Source organism: Myxococcales bacterium, from assembly GCA_016699535.1.
GTDB lineage: Bacteria > Myxococcota_A > Polyangia > Polyangiales.
Window position 1 is genome coordinate 705,905 of the sequence record CP064980.1, and the last position, 18,068, is coordinate 723,972.

The 18,068-nt window shown below is 51.1% G+C and carries 14 protein-coding genes; 13 read left to right on the forward strand and 1 reads right to left on the reverse strand.

What is annotated here, in order from left to right; translation table 11 throughout:
* Nucleotides 1–37 precede the first annotated feature (37 nt).
* The 12 genes from IPJ88_03420 to IPJ88_03475 all read left to right on the forward strand — a co-directional run bounded on the left by IPJ88_03420 (nucleotide 38) and on the right by IPJ88_03475 (nucleotide 15,222).
* The gene (locus IPJ88_03420) at nucleotides 38–1,339 is read left to right on the forward strand and encodes a hypothetical protein (protein ID QQR90799.1); all 1,302 of its coding nucleotides are present in this window, start codon (nucleotides 38–40) and stop codon (nucleotides 1,337–1,339) included.
* Nucleotides 1,340–1,637: 298 nt separating this feature from the next.
* Nucleotides 1,638–2,543 carry a hypothetical protein gene (locus IPJ88_03425; protein ID QQR90800.1) on the forward strand — a complete coding sequence of 302 codons (906 nt, stop codon included), beginning with the start codon at nucleotides 1,638–1,640 and terminating at the stop codon, nucleotides 2,541–2,543.
* A 389-nt stretch (nucleotides 2,544–2,932) separates the two neighbouring features.
* Nucleotides 2,933–3,838 carry a hypothetical protein gene (locus tag IPJ88_03430; protein ID QQR91954.1) on the forward strand — a complete coding sequence of 302 codons (906 nt, stop codon included), beginning with the start codon at nucleotides 2,933–2,935 and terminating at the stop codon, nucleotides 3,836–3,838.
* A gap of 621 nt (nucleotides 3,839–4,459) precedes the next feature.
* The gene (locus tag IPJ88_03435) at nucleotides 4,460–5,275 is read left to right on the forward strand and encodes a hypothetical protein (protein QQR90801.1); all 816 of its coding nucleotides are present in this window, start codon (nucleotides 4,460–4,462) and stop codon (nucleotides 5,273–5,275) included.
* Nucleotides 5,276–5,485: 210 nt separating this feature from the next.
* Nucleotides 5,486–5,713, forward strand: a complete 228-nt coding sequence (gene rpsU / locus IPJ88_03440; protein ID QQR90802.1) for a 30S ribosomal protein S21 — start codon at nucleotides 5,486–5,488, stop codon at nucleotides 5,711–5,713.
* A gap of 100 nt (nucleotides 5,714–5,813) precedes the next feature.
* Nucleotides 5,814–6,650, forward strand: coding sequence for a MaoC family dehydratase N-terminal domain-containing protein (locus tag IPJ88_03445; GenBank protein ID QQR90803.1), 837 nt, complete (start codon nucleotides 5,814–5,816; stop codon nucleotides 6,648–6,650).
* Between the two features lie 74 nt (nucleotides 6,651–6,724).
* Entirely contained in the window at nucleotides 6,725–7,141 is a 417-nt protein-coding gene (locus IPJ88_03450; protein ID QQR90804.1) for a hypothetical protein, read from the forward strand.
* A gap of 70 nt (nucleotides 7,142–7,211) precedes the next feature.
* Nucleotides 7,212–7,661: a hypothetical protein gene (locus IPJ88_03455; protein ID QQR90805.1), complete on the forward strand. Its 450-nt coding sequence runs from the start codon at nucleotides 7,212–7,214 to the stop codon at nucleotides 7,659–7,661.
* Between the two features lie 180 nt (nucleotides 7,662–7,841).
* Nucleotides 7,842–8,900, forward strand: a complete 1,059-nt coding sequence (locus IPJ88_03460; protein QQR90806.1) for an efflux RND transporter periplasmic adaptor subunit — start codon at nucleotides 7,842–7,844, stop codon at nucleotides 8,898–8,900.
* 39 nt (nucleotides 8,901–8,939) lie between these two features.
* Nucleotides 8,940–12,071: an efflux RND transporter permease subunit gene (locus IPJ88_03465; GenBank protein QQR90807.1), complete on the forward strand. Its 3,132-nt coding sequence runs from the start codon at nucleotides 8,940–8,942 to the stop codon at nucleotides 12,069–12,071.
* Entirely contained in the window at nucleotides 12,068–13,555 is a 1,488-nt protein-coding gene (locus tag IPJ88_03470) for a TolC family protein (GenBank protein QQR90808.1), read from the forward strand. The genes IPJ88_03465 and IPJ88_03470 overlap by 4 nt, the downstream gene beginning before the upstream one ends.
* Before the next feature lie 179 nt (nucleotides 13,556–13,734).
* On the forward strand, nucleotides 13,735–15,222 hold the full coding sequence (locus tag IPJ88_03475) for a serine/threonine protein kinase (GenBank protein ID QQR90809.1): 1,488 nt from the start codon (nucleotides 13,735–13,737) through the stop codon (nucleotides 15,220–15,222).
* A 21-nt stretch (nucleotides 15,223–15,243) separates the two neighbouring features.
* Here IPJ88_03475 and IPJ88_03480 read toward each other — a convergent pair whose 3' ends face one another.
* Nucleotides 15,244–16,119, reverse strand: a complete 876-nt coding sequence (locus IPJ88_03480) for a hypothetical protein (GenBank protein QQR90810.1) — start codon at nucleotides 16,117–16,119, stop codon at nucleotides 15,244–15,246.
* Nucleotides 16,120–16,206: 87 nt separating this feature from the next.
* Between IPJ88_03480 and IPJ88_03485 the strand changes: the two genes are divergently transcribed.
* The gene (locus IPJ88_03485; protein QQR90811.1) at nucleotides 16,207–18,039 is read left to right on the forward strand and encodes a DUF2079 domain-containing protein; all 1,833 of its coding nucleotides are present in this window, start codon (nucleotides 16,207–16,209) and stop codon (nucleotides 18,037–18,039) included.
* Nucleotides 18,040–18,068: the final 29 nt, after the last annotated feature.

Below are 18,068 nucleotides of genomic sequence, written 5' to 3' on the forward strand. Positions count from 1 at the left end.
CTTGCACCAATCCCCTAATTTCGTAGGACAAAGGCGCGTGCGGCGTTGTCTCGATCCATACTCACGCTTGCTTGGAACGCAACTTGCAAGAAGTTTAGGGACAAACGCCGCACTTGGGGGATCAATCGTGCAAAACTATTTTTTTCGTACTTCAACTTACCTGCTGCTTTGTGCAGGACTGTTAACGCAAGCTTGCAGCCTCGAGAACTCGACTGATGTCGCAGGCGATAACTCCGGGCAGCAACAAAGCGGCAGCTGGAATCTATCCGGCAATGCAGATCCCGGTCAGCCTTACAGTTTTGTGTTTGACGACATTCGTGCGGACAATGGCCAGAACTACGGTCGCACTTTTGTTTCCAATGCAGCAGTGGTTTTGGAACAACTGCCCAATGGGGATGTCCGTGTTTCACTCACCGGCACCCAACTTGGAAACGATGGTAAATATTATTTTCAAATGGAATTCGCCGATTGTTTGTTTGCCGTCGAATCACTAAGCGTGACTTTTCCTGCAAGTGAAAGCGTTGCAGAAAATTGCATAGCTACCAAAGAGACTCCTGTTGTTGCACGCGCTATCAACGGCACTAACCTTGATGGAGCTCCCTACACACTTTCGGTGACGGTCCAGCGCCGTGGTCAATGGTGCACTCAGGAGCACTCGGTCAAACCCCTTGACGGTACCGACTATTTTATCGAACTGCGTTTCTTCAACTACGCTCTGCCCAAACCCTTCCACCCGAATGAACCCGCTCGCCAAAGCATCATCCAGTTCAACCCTCACATCCAAGATCTTTGCCCTGCAACACCTGAACAAATCACGCCTACCAGCGGTACCGCGCCGCAAAACGTGCCCCCTGCATTGCAAGAACCATGTCCTGAAGGCTATGCAACACTTGAACAGAGCCAAACCCAGGCCAAAGCAGGGCCTCTCGCGGTTTTGAATGATAGCGAAGAGAGCGCAAGCAGCTGTGTTTCATTGCCGCACAACGAAGAGCGCTGCTTCCCTTTCTTCATTACTGATTCACAAGATTGGCAGTCACGAGGCGATCCCTTGGTCACTGCCACCGCGACGTACAGCGCAGTCCCCAACGACTTATTCATCGTTCGCACATACTTTGAATGCGACCCTTCTCACTGGTTTTTCCGCTCCTGTCCCGGCGACAGCGATGATCGCATCGAAACCCGAGGTGTCAAAGGCTGTGAAGATGCTGCCTTCACTTCCTCTGTGGAGACGCAAATGAAACTCAAGTCGTGTTACTGGGACAACGAAAGCGGCCCCTTCAGCGTCTGCATCACCGGCCCCGCCGGCCAATACACCCTAAAAGTCACCGCCGGCCACTAACATGTTCTTGGGGACGTTCTTGGGGACATGCTTTGGCCTAAATAATCAAATGATCACAAGCAATTACAAACCCGACCGCGGAACCGTCAATGAGAATAACGGTTCCGCGGTCGGGTTTGTAAAGAATTGATATTATTTTATTTATTTGCCTAAAGCATGTCCCCGGAGGGGTCCCCGGAGGGTCCCCGGAGGCCCGGAGGATGGGTTTATCAGTCCCAGTTGGACCCTAAGGGTCCTCTGCTTTTTCAGTGAGAAACGCTAAATTTCTGTCTGGCATGCGGCTTGCATTGGATCTGGCATGTTCTTACGCTCACCCATCCGAGTTTGTATTGCCGGCTTCATCGTCTCAGTCGTTCTTACCAACTTGAGCGCCTGCGCCGCTGAAAGCGAACTTTCCGATCAGGCGGTTCACGGCGGTTCGGATGCAATGATACGTCCGATTTACAACCCCTTATCGGATGTGAGCCGTTGTGATGCGGTGATTCAAGCACTGACGGATGGAACGATTGAAGACAACGAGCTTAGTGATTCGGAGATCGAGGTTCTTTTAAGCGAATCGTCAAGTGGACTGACTGTGGGACAAGAGCTTTGCGACACCATCGCATCGAGTGCCTCGACTTTGTTTTTTGCCACGGCGGTTCCTACGCCGATTGGTGGTGGTGCTCTGAGTGCTTTGAGAACTCTGGTGCTTGGCGCACTGGCCCTGACCGCGTTGAGCGTATCTGTCATCATCATCACTCGCGTGCTACAACACCTCGCCTTTAACTCGGACATCGAAGGAGCTGCTCAATCGGCACGCGCCGAATACAGTGCCGCCCTAAGTGAAGCGGTGGGCGCCTCCGCTATTACAGCAGAACAACAACGCCAGCTCGACCGGCTTTTGGGTGACGCCATTTTAAACTATTACAACACTAGCTCGGCAAGGGAACGGGCCCGCCGTGCCAAAGATCGACATTGCATCGCGCTTGCAATCGGATCAAACCGCATTGCCACGGTAACCTGGGGTATCGGAGCCAACGTGTGTGAAATCCCGGCTCGCTTTGGCTCGTCCGGGTACCAAGATACAGAATGCAGATCGGCACGCGCAATGGCTGCCGATCAGCTAGCCGAGCAAGACGCAACACTTGTCGCAGGCGCCCATTTCAACGGCTGCGCCACACCAAAAGAAGTCCGCTACTTCGACGCCCAAAGCTTCAACAACTAACGTTGCGCTTCTTGGGGACATGCTTTGGCCTAAATAACCAAATGATCACAAGCAATTACAAACCCGACCGCGAAACCGTTATCCTTATTGACGGTTTCGCGGTCGGGTTTGTAAACAATTGATATTATTTTATTTATTTGCCTAGAGCCTGTCCCCGGGGATATGGCGTGATGATGCGCTTGTTTATATCTCATGTCTCGCAACCGATGCTGGGTGTATGGCTCGGCCTACTGCTTGTTCTATACATTCAAAGCTGTGGCCAATCGAATGAATCAAGCCCCGTGTTTGACAGCTTTGATCCAAGCACGGGTCCAGAGGCCGGCAATCCCGAGGCTCCGTGCTCGGTACCCTCCGAAGCTCAGCCCGTTGACACTTCATCATCCGATACCGTGATTGGAGATGGAACACCTGAAAGCTGCACGGCCGATGCCTTTGTGAATGCCGTTGCTCAAGGCGGCGTGATGACTTTCGACTGTGGCCCAGACCCTTTAACGATCACGCTGGATCGCACTGCTAGAATCGTGAACAACACGGGTCCTGAAATCGTGATTGATGGAGGAGGCAAAGTTGCGCTAAGTGGCGGCGGAAAAGTGCGCATTTTGTACATGAACACCTGTGATCAAGATCAAGTATGGACCACCTCGCATTGTGACAACCAAGATCATCCACGGCTTACCGTTCAGAACCTCACCTTCGTAAACGGAAGCGCCAAAGGTCAAGATCCAGATGGTGGTGGCGCAATTTTCGTACGCGGCGGTCGTTTCAAAGTGATCAATTCGCGTTTTTTCAACAACGTCTGTGATGATACTGGTCCAGACGTGGGCGGCGCTGCCATTCGCACTTTGAGTCAATACGACAATCAACCAGTATACGTCGTTAACTCCACCTTTGGTGGGCAAAGCGATTTGGCTAACATCTGCTCAAACGGTGGCGGCCTGAGTAGTATTGGTGTCTCGCATACCGTGATCAACAGTGTCTTCAGTCACAATCAAGCCATCGGTAACGGTGCAAACCCCGCCCAAGACGGCACTCCAGGAGGCGGAAGCGGCGGCGCCATTTACAATGATGGCAACACCTTCACATTGAAGCTTTGTGGAACAGTTATTGAAAGCAACAGTGCCAACGAAGGCGGCGGCGCCATCTTTTTTGTCAGCAACGATCGAAGCGGCGAGCTCATCATCCAAGACTCAACGCTTCGCAACAACCCTAGCCAGGGCTTTGAAAGCAACGGCTACCCCGGCATCTTCGTCCTCGCAAAAGACGATCCGCAAATCACAAACACCACTCTCGAGTAAATCAATCGAGGGACAAGCCTGTGAGCTAAGGTATTGATTGATCTAGATCAATTTCCTCTGGATGTTGGAACATATGGCCCATGAACTGCTCCAACTTGTTTATGAAAATGCTCCAGTTCAAATAAAATTTCCAATGGTTTCGTCCTAGACGAAGGAGCGAATTGCGGCCTGCGTTTTGCAATGTCCAAAGAGCATGGGCAATGTATATCAAACGCATCAATCTCTTTTGTGCTGCTCGATGCTAGGAGGCATCTCAATCTTCCTCCTGTCTTGCACCGGACTCATCACAGAAGCTGACAATTCATCAAGTAGCAATACCGGGTCAAACATCAATGGCCTGGACGGAATAACCGAGACAATTCTTCAAACGACACAAACGACGGAACCACCGACAACAGCGGATCCGACACTAGTGGCGGCGACACGGGCGGCGGCGACACAGGCGGCGGCGACACAGGCGGCGGGGATCCTTCCAACAGCGATGGTTGGCTTTACACTTCAGGAAACCATATCTACCTCGGCGATCAAGTATGGGTAGGGCGCGGTGCGAACATCCACGATACGCGCAGCTGCAACGCTTGCACCTGGCAAGCTCCCAATGTCGGAGAGGTCAACCGCCGCATGGATGAACTCTATGACGTATGGGGCGCTAACTTTACTCGGCTCGATCTTGAGAGCTATACAAGCAACGACGGCTACAGGGTTGATAGCAACTATAAAGACATCGTGCATGACCCCGCTGTGCTTGATCAAGTGGAGCAAATCGTTGCCCATGTTGGACAAAAGCGAAATGCCTTTGTGATGGTCACCCTGTGGGTCGATCCAAGCTTTACGAGTCTAGGCTGGCCCACATCGACCACTTCACAGATTTGGGAAAAGATAACCACGCGTCTTGCGCAGTACAGTCATGTGCTTTTTGGTTTGGTCAATGAGCCACAATACAACTTTGATGGCGCGCAAGACTATCAAGTCTGGCAAGCCATGAACGATACCGTCCAGGCAATTCGCAACGCTGAGCAAGCGGCTGGCTCAACGCACAAGCATATCGTAGCGGTGCAAGGCACAGCAGGCTGGGCAAGATATCTCGAGTACTACATCAACCATCCTATTGCTGCGGGAGGGGGCGAGAACATTGTCTATGAAAGCCATCCCTATTTCTCCAACGGGACACCATCAAGCACAAACGATTATTACTACGAACTCTTTGGCCATGCCGCAGAAACTCTTCCCGTTATTGTCGGTGAGTACGGAAGTGCAGAAATAAACACACTCATTCCCTACGCCGAGCAACGAAAGATTTCACATCTCGCTTGGACCTTTCATCACAACTGTGCACCTAACCTACTGCAAAATACTTCTTCAGATGGCTGCGGGGTTGGCATGCAACTTCTCCCCACAGCCTACGGCCAACAACTCATGTCCTTCTTAAAACCCTAAGGGTCACTTTCCTATCAATTTCGACACTTATTTTTAGGTCTTTTCTCCTGCAGTTTTGGGAGTTCTTCGGAGTTTTCTCGAGATCTCTCAATTTTGACGCGATTTAGGCCTTTTAATTAGGGGTAAAATTGGGGGGAAAGTGACCCCGGTGACTTGCGGTTTGGGGGGGGGTGTGGCAGGCTCCGCGACCTGTAAAGGTGGTGATGAAGAATGGTGGAAGCACCCGAAGCTGTGGAGAGTAGACCGCTTGAGATTTCGGTTGGTGAGCGTGGTTTAGACCGTGCAATCAAGCATTTAAAGCGGAAAATGGCCACAGAAGGTATCTTGCGCGAGCTCAAGCGTCGGCGTCATTATATGAAGCCTTCGATTAAGAAGCGTAAAAAGTCTGCTGAAGCTGCACGCCGGCGCCGTAAGCGCGTCAGGCAGCTTGAAGTTTAATTCTTAGATTACAATACATGACAGAAATGGCATTAAAATAGCATTTTTAATGCCATTTCTGTCTATTTTTAAGCTAAAAACATGACAAAGGTGGCAAGTCATGGCGATTAATCCTGAAGCGCTTGGAAAGACAACTGAAGCTCTGAAGTACACTTACCGCTGGCAAGACGTAGTGCTCTACGCCCTTGGTATCGGCGCCAAAGTCGATGAGCTTGATTACTTGTACGAGGCACGCGGACCCAAAGTGCTGCCAAGCTTTATTGTAGTGCCAGCTTACCAAGCAGCGGGTGCCCTTTTCCAGGGTATTGGCGGTAACCTTGAAGGCGTGGTGCACGGAGCGCAAAGCATAACCATGCACAAAGCACTGCCTCCGTCAGGCACACTCACAACAACCGGAAAAGTGACTGGCCTGTATGATCTAAAACGCATGGCTCAGGCCTATTTCACCACGGAAACCGTCGATGAATCAGGTGAACTCGTGGCTGAAACTGAGTGGTCGATCATCTATCGCATGGATGGTGGTTTTGGCGGTGAAGCTCCGCCTAGACGTCCGCAGATCCGGCCACCTGAGCGCGAAGCCGACTTTGTGTTTAAAGAAGCCACTAGCAAAGAGCAAGCTTTGCTTTATCGTCTCAATGGCGATTACAATCCTTTGCATGCTGACCCAGAGCTTGGCGAAAAAGTTGGTTTTGGTGGACCGATTCTTCATGGTCTTTGCACTTATGGTCACGTAGCACGCGCTGTGATCAAAGAGGTATGCGCTGGCGATGCAAGCAAGCTCAAACAGTTCAGCGGTCAATTTCGCAAACCGGTCTGGCCAGGCGATACCTTGATCACCGAAGGCTGGAAGGAAGATGGCACGATCATCTTGCGTGTAAGTTGCGAAGAGCGTCCGGGTGAAGTCGTTTTTGGCAATGCTTTCGCGCTCTTGCACTAAGCCCTTCAGATTCTGCCACCCTGCGTTTGCGCGAAGCCAGGAGCAGCGGTAAATACTCTGTTGGAGGCTTAACGATGAAGATACTTAGAATTCTTATGGCGTGTTGGTTCTTGCTTGCGCTAAATGCATGCGACGATGAGACAACACCTGAAACCGACGCAAACGTCGATGATGGTGATTTGCTTAGCGACGTTGCAACAGATGCGCTTACTCCATCAGGAGACCTTACGGCATGCGGTCTCGCCACTTGCAGTGAAAACCAGTACTGCGTTCATCCAAAGATCGGCGAATGCTTACAGCAAATTGATGCACCTCAAGCACCGGTTCCTGGAAACGGGACTCCCTATTGCGCAACCCTTGAGGATTGCAGCACCTGCGGTTGCTTCAGCAGCGATCCATGTGCGCCAGACGGCGTTTGCTCAACTGTAACTGGTAAAGTTGTCACCTGCGGCTGCCCAAACTTTATCAACACTCAAAAAGCGTCCCGCTAGACTTGTCGAGAAAATCTTCTATTTGCGCGAAGACCTCGGTAGCAGTAAATAAAAGCTCGGAGGCTTACTTATGAAATTACTTAGAATTCTTTTTATTTGTACCTTTTTGCTTAGTGTCAATGCATGCGACGATGAAGCAAAATCAGGAAGTGATGCGAACGTCGACGATGACAGTGCTGTGCTGAGCGACGCTGCAAGCGATGGCGATAGTGCTGATGCAGCAAGTGATGTGAACTTGGCACCAGGGGATGCTGACATGCAAAGCGGTCCGCCATGTGGAACCGTCACCTGCAGCGCAGATCAATATTGCGTGCACCCGGTGGATCTATGCCCTACACCAGCCCTGCGGCCTGAGGCACCCCAAGCGCCTGTACCCGGCGGCACTCCCTATTGTGCTTCGCTTGAAAATTGCAGCACTTGCGGTTGTTTCACAACGGATCCCTGTGCGCCCAATGGCAATTGTTCCAGTGTCAGCGATAAGATTGTAACCTGCAGCTGTCCCGGCGGAAATCCTATCTAACTCAGCCACTAACAAAACAAAGCGTCGGTAGGCTCTATCGGCGCTTTGTTTTTTTAAGGCTCCTCACTTAAAGACTATTGCGCACATGGAATGATGTCGTGGACAAGATGGGCTTGCAGATCTTGATGAAATGATAAAGTCTGTGCCGCTCGGAGATTTTTGATGCGTTTAAAAGAGACTATGACAACTTTGCTACCTTGCATCATGCTCTCGGTAACGACCGCATGCTCATCCGGTGCAAAAAGCGATTCAGCTTCCCCTCCGCCTGCCCCTTTGGTCAGCACGGCTATTATTAAGGACACGAGCCTCGGTGTGGAGTGGACTTTCATGGGTGAGGTTGAATCGGAAGGGCGCGCGCAAATGTCGGCCGGCGCTGACGGCGAGCTTGTACGAATCCTTGTTGAAGAAGGCTCCGTGGTCAAAAAAGGACAGCTGCTAGCGCTCGTCGATCCATCGGTAGCAAGCGCGCAACTGCAAGCAAGTCAAGCTGCAGCCAAGCAAGCCGAAGTCGAAGAGTCACAAGCGCAAAGCGAAGCGGAACGTTTTTCTCAAGCAGGCTCAAAGCTCGTCACCGGACTAGAAATCGAGCGAGCACGCGCGCAAGCCGCTTCCAAAGAAGCCATGCGGCAAAACCTAAGCGCCCAGCAGCAACAAGTTCGCGCTCAACTTGCACGCCATCAGGTTCGTGCGCCTTTTGATGGTGTTGTTTCTCAACGCTACGCCGATCCCGGAGACTGGCTTATCCCCGGCACGCCCCTGCTTGAAGTAGTTTCAGAAAAAGCCCCGGATATTATAGTGCGCGCGGGATCGGAGATGCTTGACTATATTCACCGAGGAAGCAAAGCCACTTTAGCGCGTGGGGACAACAAAGTCTCTGCCACAGTGCAAGGGGTGGTTCGCGCACTCGATCCAGGAACCCGGACGGTTACTTTTCGATTGACACCGGATGAAACACAAAACTGGCTTCTGGCCGGCTCGACCTGTGACGTTGTTCTAAGCGCAGATATTTCAAGCGATGATGCCTTAGTTGTACCACGCGATGCGGTCGTACCTAGCGCCATCAACAATAGGGTGTTCAAAGTTGAGAACAAAAAAGCGATTGCACTGCCGGTTGAGATTATTCAACGCGGAACAGACGGTATCCTCGTCCGCGCAAAAGAGTTAAAGCTTGGCGATAAAGTGGTCACGCGTGGTAATGAGCGTTTGCGTCCTGGCCAAGAAATTCGCGAAGCAAACTAGCTGACGAGCGCTCGCACGCACTGAAAGATCTTGAAAAGCATGCTTAAGGAAGAAACAGGGTTACTCGCTGCTACCATTCGACGGCCGGTCACGGTTATCGTCGGCTGTATATTGGTCGTGCTCTTTGGCGCAGTGGCAATTTTTGATTTGCCGATTCAGCTCACTCCAGACATTGAGCGGCCCACCATTAATATCACTACCCGTTGGCGAGGTGCTACGCCGATCGAAGTTGAAGCTCAAATTCTCAACGAGCAAGAAGAAGTATTGCAAGGCATTTCGGGTTTGCGAAAAATGGACTCGGAAGCTGCACCCGATCAAGGCATGATCACTCTTGAGTTTGAGGTTGGGACTGACATCGACGAAGCCTTGGTACGCTCGTCAAATCGTTTATCCCAGGTCGGCAACTACCCAGACAGCGCCGATCAACCTGTCATCGAAACCGCAAACGTCGGCGGCGCTCCTTTGGCAGTCATTGCTGTGCGATCGCCCACGGGCGCTCCTGTTGCAGCCTATCGTACCTGGGTCGAGCAACGTATTTTACCTGAGATAGAGCGCATCCCTGGCGTGTCCAGTATTCGTTTTTTGGGTGGCCAAGATACACGTATTGACATTGACTTTGATGCGGCAGAGCTCGTGGCTCGTGGCATCACTCTGCAACAACTGATAAGCCGTGTGCGTAGCGAGCTTGCCGATACTTCGGGTGGTGACATCACACTCGGTAAACGTCGTCTACTAATTCGAACACTCGCTGCCCCCAACGATCCGCGTGAGCTTGAAGCGCTTATTCTAGGTGCCGGCAGCGACGGCACGCCCATTCGCTTGGGTGATGTAGCCAAAGTTCGCTACGGTTTGCGCAAAGCAACTTCGGTGGCTATGAATGATAACCGTCCTTCGTTGATTCTGCTCCTGTCCCGCGAGGCTGGCAGTAACGTGCTCGTGGTCTCCCGTGAGATTAGGCAAAAAGTAAAAGAACTCGCTGAAGGCGTGTTTGCCCGCGAAGGTTTGGAGTTTGAAGTTCTTAGCGATCAAACAGACTATATCGTGAGTGCTTTGGATCTTGTTCGGCAAAACCTGCTTTTGGGCGCACTGCTTGCGTCCATAGTACTACTTATCTTTTTACGAAGCTTCCGCGCCTCGTTGGTTGTCAGTATTGCCATTCCTGTGTGCGTCCTTGGAACAGCACTTGGCATGCAACTTGTGGGCCGAACAGTAAACATCGTGTCATTAGCGGGCATTACCTTTGCCGTCGGCATGGTACTTGATAACTCGATCGTGGCTCTGGAATCGATTTACTCGGAGCTCGGTGTCGTTAAAGTAGCTGCAAAAGCGGCACACAAAGGGGTAGGCCGTGTATGGGGGGCGATTTTAGCCTCGACTGCCACTACGACGGCCGTTTTTGTGCCGGTGATTGGCTGGCAGGGGGAAGTTGGTCAGCTGCTGCGCGATGTAGCCATTGCTATTAGTTTCGCCGTGATCATTTCACTTTTTGTTTCGGTGTGGGCGATTCCAAGTTTGGCGGCACAACTTTTGAAAAAGCCTGTTTCCGAAGATCGCTTTGCGGGCCTTGCACATTTTGGCGAACGCATGCGCGATGGAATTACCACGATCACCCAATGGTTGGTTGCAAAGTCGTGGCGAAGCATCTTTGTAGTAAGCTCCGCGATGCTGATCTCATCTGCAATCGCTTGGTTTATGTTGCCCCCTTTTGAATACCTTCCTGCAGGCAACCGCAATCTTGTGTTTGGCATCCTTGTTCCACCGCCCGGCGTCTCCTTGGAGGAACTGGATTCAGTGGGCAGACAAGTCCAAAGTGAGATCAAAAAGCACCAGCACAAATCGGTTGGAGGTTACCCATCCGTGGAACGCAGTTTTTTTGTCGGAACTCCCAACACAGCTTACTCAGGCGGGCTTGCCGAAGACCCCACGCGCGTCAAGGACATGTTGCCGCTATTTTCTAAAGTACATAGCAGTATTCCAGGCATGATCAGCTTCACGACCCAAGCTTCACTCTTTTCGCGTGGTGGCGACGGCAACCGTAGTATTGATATTGATATTCTCGGATCCGACTTGGGCGAACTAGGCCAGGTTGGTGGTATGTTGTTTGCAAGCTTGATGCAGAGCATGCCCGGAGCGCAAATGAGGCCGCTTCCGTCACTCGATTCTGGCACACCTGAACTTCATTGGTATCCAAGACGGGATCAAAGTGCTGGCCTGTCAATCGACGCCACTGAGCTTGGACGTATCGTCGATACCTATGCCGATGGAAGCATCGTCGGCGAACTCAGTGTTGCAGGAGAAAGCTTGTACGACGTGGTGGTGCGCGCGCGTAAACGCAATGGAGATCTTTACGAAACCAACAACGATCTGCTGGCAGCTCCCGTGATAGCAGACAACGGTGCCATCACTACCCTTGGGGCTGTGGCTGAGAGCAAAGAAGAACTCGGACCCACGGTTATCCGGCGCATCGAACGTCGAAGAGCTATCACGCTGCGTGTCTCGCCGCCAGATGATCTTGCTCTTGAAGATGCAATTAGACACATCAAAGAAAAAGCCATTGCGCCGATGGCGGCCAAACATCAGATTCCTGCCAATGTTGATTTGGAGCTGAGTGGCACAGCCAGCGATTTGGATATCGCACGTGATCGTTTTGCCATGATTTTGCTTTTGGCTTTGATTATCTGTTTCTTGCTCTTAGCCGCTTTGTTTGAAAACTTCTTGGCACCTGTGGTGATCTTGACCACCGTGCCATTGGCCGCAGCCGGTGGCGTGCTTGGTCTACGTTTTGTTGATGCCTTTTTAGCGCCCCAGCCTTTGGACTTGATGACCGCCATGGGCTTTCTGATCTTGATTGGTGTCGTGGTTAACAACGCCATCTTGGTTGTTGAAGAAGCCTTGTTTCTTCTACGAGAAGGCCACGACTTAACATCCTCGATCGTTCAAGGGGTTAAATCTCGCATTCGGCCCATTTTCATGACTACCTTCACTTCCTTAGCTGGACTTACGCCCATGGTATTGTTTCCTGGCTCTGGCTCCGAACTCTACCGAGGGGTGGGCGCCATTGTACTTGGAGGACTTGCTCTAAGCAGTGTACTTACACTGTTTATTGTCCCGGCCCTCTTTGTGCTGCTCTGGCGCACTAAAGCTCAGATCAGCGAAAAGGTTCTCGCATGAAAAAGCTTTCTCTTATTTCCGCGTGCCTAGGCATCTCGTTACTCAGCACTTCATGTTTGCCGCACGGGGTCGACGACAAAGCTGAAAGCCGAATCAAACTGGCTTCCAAGCGCTTTGATTCAACCAACCCCTCTAGCGCTAGCTCTTTGGAGCTCGAGCAAGACGATAAACACATCAAAAGCCTAAAGCCTTTCCGCAAATTTTGGCTGCGCTTTAATGATCCATCTCTCAGTGCATTGATCGAGCATGCCATGCAGCAGAATTTTGACTTGCGTGCTGGGCTTGCTCGTATTGAAAACGCACGTGGGCTAAGCACGCAAATTAATGCAGCGCGCTACCCTACCTTGTCGGCTGCGGGCACAGCAACATACGGCCGTAGCCTAAATCCCGCGATTGGTAGCGTTACGGTAATGAACGCAAACGGTTCTTTGCCCATACGTTATGAAGCGGACCTGTTTGCGCGATACAGAGCCACTGGAAATGCTGCAGAGTTTGAGGTGCAAGCAAGCATTCTCGATTGGCTCAGCATGCGCATCATGTTGGCTGCGGACATCACAGAGTCTTGGTACAACTACGTTCTAGCCCGTGACAGCGTCGAGCTTATTGAAGATCAAATCGAGGCCAACACAGAATATTTAGGTCTTCTTGAAGCGCGTGTGGACAAAGGCCTAGCACCTGAAGTCGATGTTAATCAGCAAAAGCAGCTGTTATGGGCTTCCAATAAGAACCGTGAGGCTGCTGTTCTTGAGCGCGACCTTGCACTACAACAACTGCAGTTGCTTGTCGTTACCTTCCCTAACAACAGTGCAAAAACATTTTTGACGCACGCTCAGCAAAAACTTCCTGTTGTCCCGGTCGAAGAACAAATCCAAATATCAGGCGCGCAGCTTCAGGATCGTCCAGATGTAAAAGCCGCACGCTTGCGCGTCACAGCAGCAGATTACAGTGTCGGTTCCCGGATTGCGGAATACTACCCTTCTTTGACCTTTAATATTGTACCCGGCTATTCATGGCTACGCGTCGAATCAGACTCCGGGAACCGTGAAATTCAGGGCTTTACCTTTAACGCCGGAGCTGAACTCAGTTTGCCAATCTTTGATGGCTTTTTGCGCAGTGGCCAAGTTAAACAAAACGAAGCTGTTTTGAGCGAGCGTATTGAAGAACTCAACCAAAAAACACTTGCCGCATTGATTGAGACAAGAAGCGCACTGCTCAGCGAGCAAGGCTATCGCCGGATTGTTGATGCCGCAGACAACGAGCTTTTAGCCGCCCAAGCTGTTTTGCGCGACGCGAAGAAGCGCTATGAGCTTGGTGTCACGGATTTCGTGCCGGTACTGCTCGCTTTGCAAAGTGATCAGAGTAAATCCCTGGAAGTCCTACGGGCCAAACGCCAGTTGATATCGGCCCGCATTGATTTATACCGTGCATTGGGTGGAGATATTGGCCCTAAAAAGCCTCAAGCCGCTTCGCTTTCATCAGAGTAGTCGATAGCGTCTCCTATGACGCAAGGTGCAACAACGCGTCGTAGTGGCGCTACGACGCCGAGGAGCAACGCGGTATTAGCCACTCTTGAGAAGCGAGAATCGAATCAATTGTATTGGAAAATGCTCGAGTCATGCACAGATAATTGATGCCGATAGCCTGCTTGCTGTAAATATAGTGGGTGACTTCTTCGGTGATCAATCCAGACCCCTATTGGGGACAATTGGTGCAAGAGCGCTATCGCGTGCTGCGCAAAATAGGCGAAGGCGGGATGGCAGCCGTTTATGAAGGTAAGCATGAACTGATTGGAAAACGCGTAGCGATCAAGTTCCTAAACCTCAGGAATATTCAAGATCCAAGTGCTGTGAAACGCTTTGAGCAAGAAGCTCGAGCAGCGAGCTTGATCAACCACGAGCATATCATCGACGTCAACGATCTAGGAACGCTAGCCGACGGAACCCCCTACATGGTGATGGAATACCTAGAAGGCGAAGACCTTTCCTCGCGTATTCAATCAGGACCATTGCCGATTAAGGACGCCGTGCATATTGCAATTCAGGTGTGTGATGCTTTGCAAGCCGCACACCGCCACGGCGTAATTCATCGTGATCTTAAGCCAGAAAACATTTTCCTCATCCAACACAGCGGTGATGAAAGCTTTGTCAAGGTGTTGGACTTCGGCATCTCGAAGCTACAAACACCTGGCAACAGACTCGAGCAAAATCTGACCCAAACGGGTGTTTTGATAGGCACACCTCGCTACATGGCTCCTGAACAAGCAAGTGGCGCGCAAGAAGTTGATCATCGGGCCGATATTTACTCGCTTGGTGTGATTCTATACAGCGCTCTTGCCGGCAGACCTCCTTTTGATGGGCCCACATTCACCTCACTCATGGTCAAAGTGATGACCGAAAACGCGCCACCTCTTTCAGGATTTCGGCAGGGCATTCCCCAAGAACTCGAACGGATTATTGCGCACGCCATGGAAAAGGATCCTAAACATCGCATTCAGTCGGCCGATGCGCTCAAGACGGTGCTTTTGCCCTTTGTGTCCAAGCCAGAAAATTTAGCGAAGCGATCAAGCCGACCGGCGGATACATCGCTGCAATTCGGGGACAACAGTCCCTTGGAGCCCGATCTTTTCTGGGATGCTACAAGCCACACTCTGGATAACGATCTGAGTAAAGGCCTCGAGGAAGATCGCTCGATGATGCAATCACAACGTGTGCCTGCTCTACGGCATCCGATGTTGAGCGCTAAACCTAAGGCGAAAGCAAAGCCATCGGTTTTGTATGTTGCAACTTTCGCCTTGTTGGTGACGGCCGCTACGGGCTGGCTTGTGTGCAATCGGAAGTTACTGATTGCTAAGCTGCCCATAAAACAGATCGAAACAGTAAAAACAGCTGTCCCAAAACCGATTGATAAAACCATACCTTCGTCTTTAGTGCGGGTGCAGATCGACGTGAGTCCAGAAAACGCCGAAGTACTTATCGACGGTGTTTTGCAAGACAGTCCAATGGATCTAAAGCGAGAAGCTTCTCTCGTTCCAGCCATGCTTGAGATTCGAAAAAAAGGATACCAAAGCATCAAACAACCGATGGTGTTTGATCAAGATTCCTTTTTTCATTTTGAGCTAAAACGAAACAGAAGAAAAATAGGGCTGCAATAGTTACGAAATGGCTTCTAATACTTAGTAAACAAAGTAACGGAAAGAGGTCATCACATAGGTGTCGTTTCCACCAGAGGCTTGTTGCCGCAATGAAAGTTCCATGCCAACCATTTTGCCAACATAACCAATACCACCGGTGACCGCATGCAGATCAAGACCTGCATCGTAGAAGTAGCCAATCCGGAGCGGCATCACTTCTTGGACAAACAGTTCAAGACCGCCACCGATTTGCATCTCGGCATTATCGTAAGTGCTCAGATCAAACAAGACATCCGTACCCACGGAAAATGCATCCATCACTTGAAAAGATGCTGCGCCACCTACCGTGACCGGCGCCAGTGCGGATTCAAGATCGATCAGGTTGTAACCAAGCGCAGCAATATGAAAACTGTCTGCTAAAGTGACTCGCAACGATGCATCCATGGTAAAGCCCTTGGCAAGTTCATCACTTTGCACCGCAGGATCCACTCCATCGTCGGTGAGAGTTAGATAGCGCGCAGCAATACCAATACCCACAGCGTTGGCAATAGGAATACCGAAGCCAAGTCGACCATCGAAACCAGAATAGCCGTCATCGCTGTTATCAAAAATGCCTTTAGCTGCAAGACCTGCTGCGAAATGTTCGTTGAGCATCGAATCAACCGCGGCAGCCATAAGACCAATCTGGCCCGTGTTCGGTACATAGTTAGCGCTGCCTTCCACATGGTACAAGCGAGCCAGGCTCAAACTTGCTGGGTTGTAGAGTAAGGCAGCTGTCGAGACCGCGGAGGCTCGCATGCCCGTTCCCAAGGCGACACCTCGTGCAGTTTCCATGGTTTCAGCACCCGCTTGTGCCGAAGCCGTCAATGGGCATAAAACACAGAAAGCAAATAGACCAAGTAAAGCACGCAATTTCATAGTACAAGTCCTCGCTAGCCCTCTTTTGCCAGAGGACTAGGATTGACTACCAAGTCTAGACGGATACTGGCAAGTTGTTTGAAGCCCATGCGTTTTTCTTCGACGAAAATCTCAGCAACCTGGATCATCTGCCTCGGTTTTTGCCTTGGCTGGGCTCTTTTGTTTGGAAGCCTGGCTTATTTGCGCTTGGAGACGGTCCACAACGAAACCTTCGATCTTGCGATGTACACCCGAATGGCCTGGGGCTATGGGCACGTGAATCTGTACGATCCTTTTGTGCATGCTTGGTTTTTGGGAGTGCATATCTCGCCAGTTTTGCTGCCTTTGGGTCTCCTTGGCTGGATGGTTCCGATGCCGTTTCTGCTGCTTGGAGTTCAAGCCTTGGTTATGGCACTTGCTGCATGGCCCTTGGCGGCTTTTGCACAGCGACGCCTTGGTTCCGTTGGTGTTGTGTTAGCGACGGCTATGTGGCTTTTGCATCCAAACTTAGGTCATGTTGCAAGCTTTGAGTTTCACCCGGGAAGTCTTGCCGTGCTTCCGATGGCCTGGGCAATCGATGCCTTTGATCGGCAAGACAGAAAAGCTTTTCTGTGGTCTTGCGTTGGTATCTTGTGTTGCCGTGAAGATTTTGCACTGATCACAATAATTTTTGGTTTGCTGGCGTGGCAGCGTGGAGGCGCATTAAAGAGCCTCGGAAAAAAACTCAGCATTCGCTCTGGGCTTTACTTTTTATTGTTCTCCCTTGTCTTGTTGCCCGTCTTTGGTCCGATACAAGGCTCGCTACACGCCCACTTTGGAAGCTGGGGTCAAAGCTTACCCCAAGTGGCTTTTTACTTAGTTAGCCATCCACTCGAGCTCATCCGCCACCTCCTTGCGCCCGAGCGCGCACTGTATGTGCCTAAATTGCTGTTAAGTGTGGGCTTGTTGTTTCCACTGCTGAGCCCCAAGTGGCTTTTGCTAACGCTGCCCACTATAGCCATCAACTTAATCTCGGTTTTTCCAAATACCACTTCACTTGATTCGCACTATCTTACGCCAGCATTGCCCTTTTTGGTGGCTGCCTCACTCGATGGACTTGGGGTGTCTCAACGGTTTTTAAACACACACCGTGCAAAAATTATCTTTGTTCCTGCCTTGATGATGGTGCTCTGCGTAAGTGTGGCCTTTGCGTACTACGAAGGTGAGTTTCCGTTTAGCAAACACTTCGATCGCGCGCAGTTCAGCGTGGATGAAAACACCATCCTTGCCAAAGAAATTATCGCTCGCATTGATAAAGAACGCGGCGTTCAAGCGCCGGATGCACTGCTAGCGCATGTAGCGGAGCGCGACCGCGTGCACCGTGGTCCTCCTCCTGATCTGTGGACGCACTACATCGTGCTCGACATTCGCTATCGGCAAAAATTCCCAAACGATGGAACGGTGCTTCGAACCGAACAAGATCCAATCGTTCGTGCATGGCTTGCCAATCCAGGCTACGGCATAAGCTATGCCAACAAAAACTACGTCCTTCTCGAAGCTGGCAAGAAGGCTCGCGGCAACAACATCGCAAAACGTTATCTCGAGTTGCAAGACCAGGCGCCTAAGACAGCGACACGCTTAAGCCGTTGCCTGTCTGTCATCAACGCAAAACTTGAAAACGATCATCTCAAAATCAATTTCAAAGCAACAGATGCCTGCGAAGCAGACCTCGCCGTGCGCATCGGCTGGCAATACAAACCACCACGAGTTGATCTGTTGTTCGACGGTTTACTTTCCCCGGCGCACCTGCGATCGGGCGACATCGTCACATCGATGCACCCCATTTCGCCTTACGAAAAAAAGATGATCCTCCGACACGGATTGCGCATCGGTCTTATCCGGCAAAGCGGCGCCCGCCCCGAACCCGACAACCCCGATGCTGTTGATGTGCCTTTTGAATGAGCGTGAAAGCTATTAACTTCTGCAATGAA

Excerpts from the sequence above, each read along its gene's own strand:
- IPJ88_03425 (QQR90800.1), top strand. The coding sequence starts at position 1,638 with ATGTTCTTACGCTCACCCATCCGAGTTTGTATTGCCGGCTTCATCGTC.
- IPJ88_03435 (QQR90801.1), top strand. The coding sequence starts at position 4,460 with ATGGATGAACTCTATGACGTATGGGGCGCTAACTTTACTCGGCTCGAT.
- rpsU (QQR90802.1), top strand. The coding sequence starts at position 5,486 with ATGGTGGAAGCACCCGAAGCTGTGGAGAGTAGACCGCTTGAGATTTCG.
- IPJ88_03445 (QQR90803.1), top strand. The coding sequence starts at position 5,814 with ATGGCGATTAATCCTGAAGCGCTTGGAAAGACAACTGAAGCTCTGAAG.
- IPJ88_03450 (QQR90804.1), top strand. The coding sequence starts at position 6,725 with ATGAAGATACTTAGAATTCTTATGGCGTGTTGGTTCTTGCTTGCGCTA.
- IPJ88_03455 (QQR90805.1), top strand. The coding sequence starts at position 7,212 with ATGAAATTACTTAGAATTCTTTTTATTTGTACCTTTTTGCTTAGTGTC.
- IPJ88_03460 (QQR90806.1), top strand. The coding sequence starts at position 7,842 with ATGACAACTTTGCTACCTTGCATCATGCTCTCGGTAACGACCGCATGC.
- IPJ88_03465 (QQR90807.1), top strand. The coding sequence starts at position 8,940 with ATGCTTAAGGAAGAAACAGGGTTACTCGCTGCTACCATTCGACGGCCG.
- IPJ88_03470 (QQR90808.1), top strand. The coding sequence starts at position 12,068 with ATGAAAAAGCTTTCTCTTATTTCCGCGTGCCTAGGCATCTCGTTACTC.
- IPJ88_03480 (QQR90810.1), bottom strand. The coding sequence starts at position 16,119 with ATGAAATTGCGTGCTTTACTTGGTCTATTTGCTTTCTGTGTTTTATGC.
- IPJ88_03485 (QQR90811.1), top strand. The coding sequence starts at position 16,207 with ATGCGTTTTTCTTCGACGAAAATCTCAGCAACCTGGATCATCTGCCTC.